This window comes from Williamsia sp. Y712 (genome assembly GCF_059445525.1).
In genome coordinates this window covers 192627-204441 of sequence record NZ_JCAIUN010000002.1, presented here as the reverse complement: position 1 = coordinate 204441, position 11815 = coordinate 192627, and the positions used below count along the sequence as shown (strand labels likewise).

Below are 11815 nucleotides of genomic sequence, written 5' to 3'. Positions count from 1 at the left end.
GACCGACACGGCCACCAGAGACAAAATCTACTTATGTCTCAGGGAGCCGTCAACGGTCGCGACGCGGCGTCTTCACGCCCGACCCGAGACGACGTCATCGATCTCGCCCACAGCTGGTTTCGCGATGGCCGGCGGGTCGACGTCCAGCAACTGTCCCGCGAACTCGGTATCGGCCGCGCGACCATCTACCGGTGGTACGCAGGCCGTGAGGTGATCATCGGAGAAGTCGTGTGGCGCATCGTCGCCGAGGCGTTGCGCCGAGTGGAGGACCGCGAGGGATACCCCGCCACCGTCGAACGATTTGTGCACAATTTCGGCGAGATGGCCACGGCCGTGCGCAGTTACCGCCCACTCTCACGTTTTGTCTCCGACGATCCCGAATATGCGCTGCGCGTACTCAGCACTCGTTACAGCGTGGTTCAGGGGCGACTCATCGAGTGGAATGTGGTGCGGCTACAAGCAATTCCCGAGATCGGACCGCACGTCGACATCACCGCACTGGCATATGCGATCGTGCGCGTCGGCGAATCGTTCATCTGGAGTGACATGATCACCGGCCAACCGCCCGCCCCGAAGCAGGCAACAGCGATGGTCGAACTCCTGCTGGCAGGCGCCTGTTCCACCACTGCAAGTCGCCGACCACTCACGAGCAGCTAGCGATACCAAACGAATAATGCCTGGTCCAGGCAGTGTCATTCGGCCAAAGCGGACATTTACGGTGTTAGGCTCGCTCAGATCCAGGCCTAAGCCCGATACCTGACGGCTCCCCTGGCGAAAGGCGAACCAGGGTGCAGAAATACCACCGCAGGCGGGCGAAGCTGTGGACGCTCAACATTGCCTTGATCGCGCTGATCCTCACGGCCTGTGGCGCCGAACGGCCCGACGTCCTTCTGGGCTATGTACAGCCGGCTGATCCGAACGCCGCCGCCGCCGTCGACCGATCCGGTTCGGACACGGGCACTTCCGACAACGGCGGACCGGTGCGAACCGAGAGCAATGTGCCGATGAGGAAACTGGTTGCCGGAGAAAAGCCACCGCAGTTCGTCCTCTTCTCGTTCGACGGAGTCGGGGTGTCGGAGAACTGGGACCTGTTCCTCGAGACCGCCAAGGACGTCGACGCCCGCTTCACCGCGCTGATGACCGGCCTGTACTTCCTCACCGACGACAACAAATCCGAATATCAGGGCCCTGGATACAAACCGGGTGAATCGGCCCTGGCATTCGGTGGCACCGACGAAGAAGTCATCGAACAGGTCGAGTACCTGAACAAGACCTGGTACGACGGTCACGAAATGGGCACCCACTACGTAGGACACTGGTGCGCAGGCACGAAGAATCCCGGCAAGGACTGGTCGACCGCGGAGTGGAACCACGAACTCGATGAGTTCTTCCACCTGATGAGTGACTGGAAGACCATCAACGACCTGCCGAATGCGCCCGACCTCGCATTCGGAACCGATGTCGTCAAGGGTGGACGCACACCCTGTCTCGAAGGCGGTATGGGTCAACTGTTTCCGGCTCTCGGCGCGCACGACATGACCTGGGATTCGTCAAAGGCGGCACGCCAACCCGGTGTCTACTGGCCGACCAAGGTGGGCAGTGTCTGGGAGTTCCCGGTTCCGTATACGTGGTCGCCGCCGCTCAATCACCGGCAGACCGCGCTCGACTACAACTACTGGTACACCTTCAACAAGGCAAAAGACCGACCCGGCGACGCCCCGAAGATCCGTGCGATCGTCAAACAGTCGTACGACTACATGTACAAGCGGGCATACGAGGGGAATCGTGCCCCGCTGGTCATTGCCAACCACTTCAACGACTGGAGCGGGAACGCCTTCAATCCCGCCACCGCGGACTTCATGAGCGAGGTCTGCGACAAACCCGAAACAATCTGTGCGACATACCAGGACGTCATCGCCTGGATCGAATTACAGGATCCGGGCGCATTGGAATCATGGATCGCCATGCCGCCGGTCGCGGTGGACGCCACCAATTGATTCCCTTTCCACAATGATCCCGATTCAGCAGTCCTTCGATGAAAGGCACCCCATGCGTCACCACTTGTCCGGCCCGGTCGGCCTCCTTGCCGCACTCGCCCTGTTGCTCACCGGATGTTCGGACGACAGTGGCACGGCTGAGCCGACCTCATCCGTGGCCGTCGCCCAGGATTCCGCCGTCCCATCACTGGACGAGATCACTGTCCAACGGATCGACTACCCGACGCTCGACGGCACAGACCCGGAGCAGAATTGGGGCGACCTCTACCTGCCCGCCGGTCCGCAGGAGGTCGACGCCATCCCACTGGTCGTCCTGATCCACGGTGGTGCCTGGCAAGCACAACTCGGTGCCGGTCTTTTCGATCCGCTCGCCCGCGACCTCGCAGGCCGTGGATTGGCGGTCTACAACATCGAATACCGACGGGTCGGATCCGGCGGTGGCTGGCCGACGACCTTCGAGGACGTCTCGCAGGCACTCGACAACGTCGTCGAGATCGACAAGAAGTACCCGCAACTCGAGACCGACGACGCCTTGGTGGTCGGGCACAGCGCCGGAGCGCAACTCGCAGTGTGGGGTGGCACCAGACACCGTCTCGACAGCCGGGAGGTGGGTGCAAATCCGAAGTTCCGGCCCACCAAGGTCATTTCGCTCGCCGGACCGCTGGACATGGTGCAGGCGGTCCGCAACGGCGACGATCGGATCGTGACCGCGCTCGGTGGTACCCCCGCCCAGTACCCCGACCGCTACACCGAAGTCGACCCCATCCAGAACATCGACCCCGGGACCCCGGTGATAGCAGTGCACGGCACGAAGGACACCACGGTGCTGCCGTCGCTGTCCCAGCGTTATGTGGACGCGGTGCACCGGGAAAACGGCAGTGCACAGTTGGTCCTTTTCGAAGGCGAGGACCACGGTTCGATTGTCACGTCGGGCCGACCGGTCTACACGCGCGTCCTCGACATCATCACCGACGCGGCCGACAAAAGTGCAGACCAAGTCGCCGAATGAGCGATCTGCCCGTCACTTCACGACTGCGGTGAAGAGCAGGTACTCCCACTCCATCACACCGTCATCATCAAGGGCATTGCGGGCGAGGTCGGCCAAACCGGTGTCCAGAGCCGCTGTCGCCTCAGCGTTTTCGGCGTTGGCCTTGTAGACCGCAATCGTGGGACCGTAGGTCGCCTTGAAGAACTCCCGGAACTCTTCGGGGGTCTCGAAACGGTCCACCTTCAATGTCTGCCTCACCGCGGTGACGTCGGCAATCCGGTCGCCGAAAAGCGTCCGTACGTGGTCCTCCTGACCCCACAACGGCGGCGGCTGGGCACCGGGAGGTGGTGGCGGTGCATATGCCTTCATCGTCGCGAACATCTGGCCGATGAACCCCTGCGGAGTCCAATTGATCAGCCCGATCCGTCCTCCGGCGCGGCAGACCCGGACGATCTCATCGGCGGTCTGTTGGTGGTGTGGCGCGAACATCGCACCGACGCATGAGATCACGACATCAAAGCTGTTGTCGTCGAAAGGAAGTGCTTCTGCATCTGCTTCCCGCCACGTGAGTTCGACCTGGCGTTCGGTGGCCAGTTGTCGCCCGGCCGTGAACAATTCGGGGGTCAAATCGCCTGCGACCACCGCGGCACCGGTTTCGGCAGCGGGGATGGCTGCGTTACCCGAACCCGCGGCGACGTCCAGTACGCGCTCGTTTGCGCGGATTCCCACCGCGTCGACCAGCGCCGGACCGAGGTTTGCGATCACCTCGGTGGCGACGGCTGGATAGTCACCGGACGCCCACAGCGCTCGGTGCTTGATCTTGATCGGGTCTGGGGTTGTTGTTCGTGTTGCCATCGCCGGACTCCTTGGTCTGAGGTAACGGTTTGTGGATCTCTGACGTCTTCGATGTTGCAACCACCTCGCTGCGTCTTCCAGTTCCAGATCTGTATCGGTTCAGGTTCTGAATCTGTACTGGTGTGTCGAACGGACTGGGTGTGTACTGGCAAGGACAACGCAAGGAGTCCCGATGTCTGGATACGGTCAGTTCTGCCCCGTCGCCAAGGCCATGGAGGTTCTCGACGAGCGGTGGACCCTGCTGGTGGTGCGTGAACTGCTTGCAGGCAGTAGTCATTTCAACGAACTGCGGCGTGGGGTCCCGAAGATGTCCCCGGCGCTGTTGTCGAAGCGACTGCGGACGCTCGAACGCGCCGGGATCATCACTCGCGAGATCGATGGCGGCAGAACAGAATATGCGCTCACCGAGAGCGGGAAAGAGTTGTCGACAGTCGTCCAGGCGCTCAATTCGTGGGGCATGCGCTGGATCGGTGAGCTCGGTGAAGCCGACCTCGACCCGCACCTGTTGCTATGGGACATTCGCCGCACCGTCCCCGTCGAGCAGTGGCCGCGCTCGCGGACGGTGGTGGCCTTCCGTCTGGCCGGAGTCCCGGCCAAGGCGTCCCGGTGGTGGCTGGTGGTGTCCGGGGGTGACGTCGATGTATGCGACTACGATCCCGGTTTCGACATCGATGCCACCGTGGACGCGACGCTGCGGGACCTGACCGCGATCTGGCGTGGCGATCGCTCCTGGAACGCTGCGCTGAAGTGCGGCGACGTCGAGATCACTGCCGCGCGCGACATCCGCAGTGGGATACCCGACTGGATTGGTCAGGGCCAGATGTCACGGATCCCGCGGCCGGTCTGAACCGTAAGCACTGGCCGGCGCCCTCAGTGCGTCAGAGAATCGAGACCTCTTCGCCCACCTGAATGGTCCGCGCAACGAGATCGTCGACAACCTGCCTGGTCAGCCCACCGTCCCGCGAAGCGTTCCGGGGATCATTCAGCAGGCGCCGAACAATTCCTTCGCCGATGATCGTCAGCCGCCACAGGGCCATCGTGTGCCAGTACCCGATCTGGCCGACGTCCCGTCCTGTCGCCTCGGCGTAGGCCTCGATCAATTCGGCACGCTTGGGAAAGCCCGGTGCGGTGGGCACCGTGAAATGCCCGGTCAATCCGTCACCGGATTCCGGCCAGAAGGCGAGCAGGTTGCCGAGGTCGGCCAGCGGCTCCCCCAGCGTGCACAACTCCCAGTCGACGACACCGACCACCTGACCGTGTTGCGGCGATGTGATGACGTTGCTGAGGTGGTAGTCGCCGTGCACCAGCGTCAGCTCGGCCTGCTCGGGAGTATGGTCCGCCAAAGCCTGTGCCACAGAGGCGATCTCCGCGACCTCACGGGTTTTCGAATGGTCCCATTGCGCACTCCAGCGCTTCAGCAACCGCGCCGCATAGGGTTTGTGACTGGCCAGATCGGACAGCCCGGTGGCGTCGAGGTCCACCGCGTGGATGGTTCCGAGTGCGCGGGGCAGGCTCAGTCCGATCTGGCGGCGCTGGTCCACCGACAAAGCTGCCGCTGCCTCCGGATTGTCGATGACCGCACCGTCGATGAAGCTCATCAGAACCAGCGGCGCATCGGTGATCGCGGGATCAGAGGTGGTGGCGATCATCTCCGGCACCGGAACCGCGGTGTCGTGCAGTGCCGACATGATCCGATGCTCACGCAGTACGTCATGGGCCGATGCGAGCAGCGTGCCCAACGGCGGCCGTCGCAGGATCCACCGGGAGCCGGCTGCATCCTGGACCCGAAACGTCAGATTCGACTGACCGTTGCCGACGCGGTCGAACGTGATGGGTTCTACGGCGCCGATTCCCAGACCGGTGATCCAGGTGGAGACGGCGTCGGTGTCGATCCCGACCACACCACTCACGACTGTGCACCGATCTTCCGGTACCGACCGAGTTCCTGACGCGCGATCGTCCGTTTGTGTACCTCGTCGGGACCGTCAGCCAAGCGCAGCGCCCGCAGATGGGCGTACATGCTCGCCAGCGGGAAGTCATCGGAGACGCCACCACCGCCGTGGACCTGAATCGCGCGGTCCACGATCTTCAGTGCCATGTTCGGGGCAGCCACCTTGATCGCGGCGATCTCGCTGCGGGCCGCTTTGTTGCCGACGGTGTCCATCATCCACGCCGCCTTCAGCGTGAGCAGACGCGCCATCTCGATCTCGATCCTGGCCTCGGCGATCCAGTCCTGGATATTCGATTGCGCAGCAAGCGGTTTCCCGAAGGCAATGCGCAGGGAGGCTCGGGTGCACATGAGTTCCAGAGCGCGTTCGGCCATGCCGATCGCTCGCATACAGTGATGGATACGGCCCGGTCCGAGCCTGGCCTGCCCGATCATGAACCCGGCTCCGGCGCCCGCGAGCACGTCTTTGTCCGGCACCCGGACGTTTTCGAACAGGACCTCGGCGTGGCCTTCGCGGTCGTGATAGCCGAAAACCGGAAGGTTGCGCAGCACTGTGACTCCCGGCGCATCGATCGGAACCACCATCATCGACTGCTGCGCGTGCACCGCCGCGTACGGATCGGTCTTGCCCATCACGATCAGTACCTTGCAGTTGGGGTGCAGGGCATTGGACGTCCACCATTTGCGGCCGTTGAGGATCCAGTGGTCACCGTCGGGCTGCATGCTCATCTGAATGTTGGTGGCATCGGAACTGGCCACAGCGGGTTCGGTCATCGCGAACGCGGAACGGATCGTCCCGTCCAGGAGCGGAGCGAGCCATTTCTCTTTGTGCTCGTCGGTACCGAACAGACTGAGCACTTCCATGTTGCCGGTATCCGGAGCCGAGCAGTTGCACGCCTCGGGTGCCAGCAACGCACTGTGACCCATGATCTCGGCCAGCGGTGCGTACTCGGAGTTGCTCAGGCCCGGTCCGAACCGGGGGTCGGGATGAAAGAGGTTCCACAGGCCACGTGCTTTGGCCTCGGTCTTGAGTTCTTCGATGATCGGTGGATCAAAATGCGGGTCGCCGGATGCACGCATCTGCTGGGCATAAACCTCCTCAGCCGGATAGATGTGTTCGTCCATGAAGGCCAGCAGGCGCCCACGATAGTCGGCGCAGCGGTCGGAGTACGCAAAATCCATTGCCACATACCTACATTCGTTGTCGTCGGGCGATTGGCGTCAGTCCCCGTCCGCGACCAGGTGGCGTTGAAAGCGCCGCATGCCTGCGATCCACCGGTCGTAGTCGGAGCCCTTGTTACGGTAGAAGTCCAGAACCTCTGGATGCGGCAGAATCAAGAATCTCTCATCTGCCATCGCTGCCAGCACCTGATCGGCCACATCCGCCGGACTGAGCACTGCACCGGATTCGGTCACCGCCCGCGCAGCCACCGACGCACCTGGTGTGTCCGTCTCGAAGCCCTCGCGTAGCAAAGCGGTCTCAACCCCCATCGGACACAGGCAGCTGACCGCGATCCCCTGATCGCCGTAGGTCACCGACAACCACTCGGCAAACCCGACCGCCGCATGCTTGGTCACCGAGTACGGTGCCGAACCGATCTGGGTCAGCAGACCCGCCGCCGATGCCGTGGACACGAAATAGCCGCTGCCGCTCTCCAGCCACCGCGGAACCAGGATCCGGGCAGCCCTCACGTGCGCCATGACGTTGACGTCGAGTGCCACTTCCCAGAGTGCGTCGGAGGTGTCCAGACCCAACCCCGCGGTGGTTCCGGCGTTGGCGAAAAAGATCTCGACAGGCCCCAGCTCCGCCGCGGCTCGGCCGATCATCGCCTCCAGGATCTCAGGGTCGGAGACGTCACCGCCCATCGCGATCGCGCGGACCGGATGTGTCGCGGCGATCTGTGCCGCCACAGCGTCGGCGGCCGGAGCGTTGAGGTCTGCGACCAACACACTCACATCCGCGGCGGCCAACGCCCGAGCCAGGGCCGCACCGATTCCGGCGCCACCTCCGGTGACAACGGCAACTTTTCCTGCGATCTTCACCCAACCGATGCTAGAGGCCCCACCGTCGAACGGGCCCAAAACGCTGTCGAAGGTGCCGCAATTGCCGCCGGCCGGGTCGAAAATACACTCAAACCCTCGAACCATTGAAGGTCCGTGACCGCGTGATTGTTATTTCCGCCCGCTCGATTGCTATTTCGGCACGGTCGGCGGTTTTATCGGCCGTCCGTGGATTGGGGTGCTATTTGGCGGCGCAGGGTGGCGCAGTCGCGTCTTCGAAAAGCGGAGCGCCCAGGGGTTCGAGATAGACGACATCAAGAATCACCGGCACTTTGCCGAGGTTTTGTCCTTGATGGACATTGTCGTCGCCTGCGGGCTCGTTGATGAGTTGTCCGGTCTTGTAGATCACCGGTTTACAGTCCGGCCCGGGGTGAGTGAGTGTGCCTGCCTGCACGATTCCCACGACTGGACCGTCGTGGTAATGCCAGCCGGTCGTTCCACCAGGGGCAATGGTGATCTGCTTGGCCACGGCATGCAAACCATCGGGAATGAAGGGCAAGAGATCGGCGGGGATCTCGATATCGGCAAGCGTCACCGCGGAAATGCCCTCACCGGGTGTTGCATTCGCGGTGGTCGGCACCATCAGTGCGGCGCAGGACAAGGCCGCCACCGCAGTTACCGACCGGATTAGTTTCATCATCAGCACAGAGTATGCGGGATTACCGCAGCTCACCCGGCTTCGAAAGAAAACAGACATCTCCCCTTGCTTCCGTTATGAGACATATCCGCGCGGGCGCGCGCCTACAATTCGATCGATAATTGTCCGCCTACATATTTCGACGAGCCGAGGAGTGCTGTGACATCGACCGTCCGCCGGGTGCCAAAGATCGGGTTGTTCACCCGCAACGCCTTGGGAACCTCCTCAGCCGAGGCATTCATGATCATTGCGATCGCCACCATCCTGGTTACCAGGGCATATCTCTGGTTGACCGACTACCCGCAGGTCGGTGGCGGAAGCCTTCACATCGCTCACGCCCTGTACGGCGGCGCATTGATGATGCTTGCGCTGCTGGTGAATTGGTGGTTTCTCGGCAACGGGTCACGGATGGCCACCGTGTTGTTCGGCGGTATCGGGTTCGGGCTCTTCCTCGACGAGGTCGGCAAGTTCGTCACCAAGGACAACGACTACTTCTATGGACCGTCGGCGGAGATCATGTACGTGCTGGTGGTTGTCGTGATCGTCATCGGTCGGATCATGAGGGAGATAAGGCCACTGAGCGCGAACGAGAACCTCGCGTCGGCAGCCGCCATCGCCGCCGACGGTGTGGCCCGCGGGCTCCAGGCCCACCGCCGCGAACTCGCTCTACGGATGGTGGAACGAGCGGAGGAACTCGACGCCGACCCAGAGACCGCCCAGAACATCCGCGAACTGCTCATCAGCGCTCCCATCGCATCGGCTCGACTCCACGCACTGCAGCAGTGGGCACCGCGGTTGATTCCGAAATTCCTGCTCAATCCGCGGTGGCTGCCCATCATGTGCTGGTTGCTGGTCTTCTCGGCATTTATCGCATTGATCTTCACCGTTGTCGGGCTGACGGTCGACGGCTCCTACGAGAGCGACAACGTGGTACTCGACCTCGATGGAAGGGACGCAGCCGGCGCCATCTCTCTGGTGAGCGCCATCGCCACATTGGCGCTTGCGGTACCGGCGATGATCGCCCGCAATCGCACCGACAAACTCTGGCCATTGCAGTTCCTACGTTATGCCGCACTGATTTCCACCATGCTCAACGCCTTGGTCGACTTTGCCACCGAGGGGTTCGGGGCGCTCGTGAGCCTGGCGGTCGGACTGTTCACACTGGCGATCATCTCCTACCACCTCGATCTGCGAGCGCGCGCCGCGAGCCCGAGAGCACACGCCGAAGCAGTCGCTGCAGCCGACGAGGCCGACGAGGCCGACGAGGCCGACGAGGCCGAGGAGGCCGACGAGAAGTCCATACCGCCCGAACGCGTCGGCTGACCACCGACCTTCGAAGTAGTGGGCCGGCGACTCTGGCGCGCGTAACTCGTTGCCCCACAGCGAGTACGCCGCATCGGGGCCGTACTATTACTCGAACAAACATTCGACACGTCACGTTCTCCTGGGTAGCCTGGTTGAAAGATTTCGATCAGATGCGCTGGAAGGCATGATGACTGACGATCCATCTGATGACGTGACGGTTGATTCTTCTTCGATTCCGGTGTTGGTGGCCAAGTATCTCGAGCTGGAGTTGTTGCTCGCTGATATCAATGATTATTCGTCGTCGGATATGTCTGACAGTGAGGTCACCGAGATTGTGCGGGTGCATGAACGGATCTCCCGCAAGGTCGAGTTCACCGGGTTGCGTCACCTGTTGGTGGCCTCGGACCGCTCGTCGTTTACCAAGGCGGGGTATTCGTCGTTGTTCGGTTTCGTGCGGCAAGAGTTGCGGTTGACCAAAGGACAAACCTCCTCCCGGATCCGTGGCCTGAAAGCAGTCGGCCGGTTTAACACATGCAGGGTGAAGAGTTGGCGCCGAGCGCGATACCCGCTCGATGGGCCAACAGCGTCACGATGCGCTCAAAGCGATTTGAAAATGCAATCTGCTCGGCAAGTCCCATCGAGGGTTGCCGGCACAGTTGATCATCACGATGACAAACAACAACTCGACGATTGCGCCGGTATCGCCAAAACCGCCTCCGGCGTGGACATTCCGGTTAAAGAGTCCCGAACCTGGCAGCGCGTTCGGACAAGTATTTGGCAGTGTTGGCCAACCACTTGAAACATCGGTTATCCCCTTATTAGAGATATCGCCTTTTCAGCGGCCTTATTCGGGAGTGCTGGGTGGCCGTCACTCGTTCACCTACGCGTTTTTCGCACGTGAAACGCAGAGTTATCCACAGTGTGATCGAGGTTGTCGGTGTCGCAGCTTACGATGGTGAACGGCAGGCTCACCCGGGTCTGCCCAGAGACGCCGAGGCCCTGCCAGAGCGGACTCCGACAGGGCTCGACGCGTATTTGGCGATACTGCTTCAGCCTAATGGGTTATCGGCTCGCTCTGCAGGCGGGTCAGTCACATCGGGGTCGGTGATGTCTTGGTCGCGGCGACGCACCAGGAGGTCTACCCCCTTGTCCGATGATGAGCCGCTCGCGCGTCGATCTGTGCGCGACTTCTGCAAGCACTACGGTCTGACGCGACCTCAGTTCCGGGACTACCGTGTAAAGGCCAAGATCAGGCCCAATGCTCACACCGCCATGCTGTCGGTCGAGGACCAAAAGGCATTGCTGCGCTACGTCAGCGCTGATCGGCGGGAGGCCCAACAGCGAAGCGAGTGGCTCCGACAGGTGGCGACGACTCCCGTGCGTCCCATGAAACCTGTGCCGCCACCGAAGCCGCCGGTCGACTTCGAGGCTCAGATCGAGACCGCGATAGCGTCCTTGATCAAGACTCGCAGGACACTCGTCGAGCTGACCAAGGAGCACATCGCCGACGATGGCGGCGGGCGGTGTGGCGTGTGCAACGAACGAACTCCGTGCCTGACCAAGCGGACGCTGACAAAACTCGACAAAGGTCTCGTCGGCGAGATCGCGGTGTGGGGATCGGGTGGCGGTTCCGAGAGTCTATTGACGTCCACCGACGATCCCGAGCGGCGGCTGAACCTGATCTACGCAGCCCGCAACCGCTGGCTGGAGGCACTGGTCAGGCTCACCAAGGATCACATGAACGAGGACAATCGCAAGAAGTGCGGTGTCTGCAACGTCGACGATCCCTGCGGACTCAAAGCCACCTTCGTGAGGGTCAACCGGGGTATCGCGTATGAGGTCGCGAATACCTACTACATCATGGACGACGAGGAACTCCGCGCTGCGTTCGATCGTCGACCCCGCTACGACTACGGCGACGAACCTGAATCGTTTGAGGCGCAGTAGGCGCACCCCGGTAGCTAGATTCAAAACGGGCTCGTGAGGCCACACCTCGACGCCCCGGTGTTGATCTGCTCGACCGG

At 62.2% G+C, this 11815-nt stretch carries 12 protein-coding genes; 7 read left to right on the top strand and 5 right to left on the bottom strand.

From position 1 onward, the window contains the following. Positions 1-33 precede the first annotated feature (33 nt). From AC1D75_RS15730 to AC1D75_RS15720, 3 genes are all read left to right on the top strand, one after another. Positions 34-657: a QsdR family transcriptional regulator gene (locus AC1D75_RS15730; protein ID WP_495516266.1), complete on the top strand. Its 624-nt coding sequence runs from the start codon at positions 34-36 to the stop codon at positions 655-657. Between the two features lie 131 nt (positions 658-788). Continuing rightward, on the top strand, positions 789-1997 hold the full coding sequence (locus AC1D75_RS15725; RefSeq protein WP_495516265.1) for a polysaccharide deacetylase family protein: 1209 nt from the start codon (positions 789-791) through the stop codon (positions 1995-1997). Positions 1998-2049: 52 nt separating this feature from the next. Further along, positions 2050-3006 (top strand): alpha/beta hydrolase family protein, encoded by a 957-nt coding sequence (locus AC1D75_RS15720; protein ID WP_495516264.1) that lies wholly within the window; start codon positions 2050-2052, stop codon positions 3004-3006. Positions 3007-3018: 12 nt separating this feature from the next. Here the strand turns inward: AC1D75_RS15720 and AC1D75_RS15715 are convergent, their stop codons facing one another. Continuing rightward, the gene (locus AC1D75_RS15715) at positions 3019-3840 is read right to left on the bottom strand and encodes a class I SAM-dependent methyltransferase (protein WP_495516263.1); all 822 of its coding nucleotides are present in this window, start codon (positions 3838-3840) and stop codon (positions 3019-3021) included. 172 nt (positions 3841-4012) lie between these two features. On the opposite strand from AC1D75_RS15715, the gene AC1D75_RS15710 reads away from it, so the two are divergent. Next, positions 4013-4687, top strand: coding sequence for a winged helix-turn-helix transcriptional regulator (locus AC1D75_RS15710; protein WP_495516262.1), 675 nt, complete (start codon positions 4013-4015; stop codon positions 4685-4687). A gap of 31 nt (positions 4688-4718) precedes the next feature. Here AC1D75_RS15710 and AC1D75_RS15705 read toward each other — a convergent pair whose 3' ends face one another. The 4 genes from AC1D75_RS15705 to AC1D75_RS15690 all read right to left on the bottom strand — a co-directional run bounded on the left by AC1D75_RS15705 (position 4719) and on the right by AC1D75_RS15690 (position 8489). After that, positions 4719-5750, bottom strand: coding sequence for a phosphotransferase family protein (locus tag AC1D75_RS15705; protein ID WP_495516261.1), 1032 nt, complete (start codon positions 5748-5750; stop codon positions 4719-4721). Continuing rightward, positions 5747-6970, bottom strand: a complete 1224-nt coding sequence (locus AC1D75_RS15700) for an acyl-CoA dehydrogenase family protein (protein ID WP_495516260.1) — start codon at positions 6968-6970, stop codon at positions 5747-5749. The genes AC1D75_RS15705 and AC1D75_RS15700 overlap by 4 nt, the downstream gene beginning before the upstream one ends. A gap of 39 nt (positions 6971-7009) precedes the next feature. After that, positions 7010-7831: an SDR family oxidoreductase gene (locus AC1D75_RS15695; protein WP_495516259.1), complete on the bottom strand. Its 822-nt coding sequence runs from the start codon at positions 7829-7831 to the stop codon at positions 7010-7012. A gap of 199 nt (positions 7832-8030) precedes the next feature. Further along, a complete protein-coding gene (locus tag AC1D75_RS15690; protein WP_495516258.1) occupies positions 8031-8489 on the bottom strand; it encodes a cupin domain-containing protein in 459 nt (152 codons plus the stop codon). Between the two features lie 156 nt (positions 8490-8645). Here AC1D75_RS15690 and AC1D75_RS15685 point away from each other — a divergent pair, with 156 nt between their 5' ends. From AC1D75_RS15685 to AC1D75_RS15675, 3 genes are all read left to right on the top strand, one after another. Then, positions 8646-9809 (top strand): hypothetical protein, encoded by a 1164-nt coding sequence (locus AC1D75_RS15685; protein ID WP_495516257.1) that lies wholly within the window; start codon positions 8646-8648, stop codon positions 9807-9809. Between the two features lie 166 nt (positions 9810-9975). Then, on the top strand, positions 9976-10590 hold the full coding sequence (locus AC1D75_RS15680) for a hypothetical protein (RefSeq protein WP_495516256.1): 615 nt from the start codon (positions 9976-9978) through the stop codon (positions 10588-10590). Between the two features lie 347 nt (positions 10591-10937). Further along, positions 10938-11738, top strand: coding sequence for a hypothetical protein (locus tag AC1D75_RS15675; protein ID WP_495516255.1), 801 nt, complete (start codon positions 10938-10940; stop codon positions 11736-11738). Positions 11739-11815: the final 77 nt, after the last annotated feature.

What these genes read in the sequence shown, in the direction of transcription:
- AC1D75_RS15730 (WP_495516266.1), top strand. Translation starts at nt 34, where the DNA reads ATGTCTCAGGGAGCCGTCAACGGTCGCGACGCGGCGTCTTCACGCCCG.
- AC1D75_RS15720 (WP_495516264.1), top strand. Translation starts at nt 2,050, where the DNA reads ATGCGTCACCACTTGTCCGGCCCGGTCGGCCTCCTTGCCGCACTCGCC.
- AC1D75_RS15715 (WP_495516263.1), bottom strand. Translation starts at nt 3,840, where the DNA reads ATGGCAACACGAACAACAACCCCAGACCCGATCAAGATCAAGCACCGA.
- AC1D75_RS15710 (WP_495516262.1), top strand. Translation starts at nt 4,013, where the DNA reads ATGTCTGGATACGGTCAGTTCTGCCCCGTCGCCAAGGCCATGGAGGTT.
- AC1D75_RS15700 (WP_495516260.1), bottom strand. Translation starts at nt 6,970, where the DNA reads ATGGATTTTGCGTACTCCGACCGCTGCGCCGACTATCGTGGGCGCCTG.
- AC1D75_RS15690 (WP_495516258.1), bottom strand. Translation starts at nt 8,489, where the DNA reads ATGATGAAACTAATCCGGTCGGTAACTGCGGTGGCGGCCTTGTCCTGC.
- AC1D75_RS15680 (WP_495516256.1), top strand. Translation starts at nt 9,976, where the DNA reads ATGATGACTGACGATCCATCTGATGACGTGACGGTTGATTCTTCTTCG.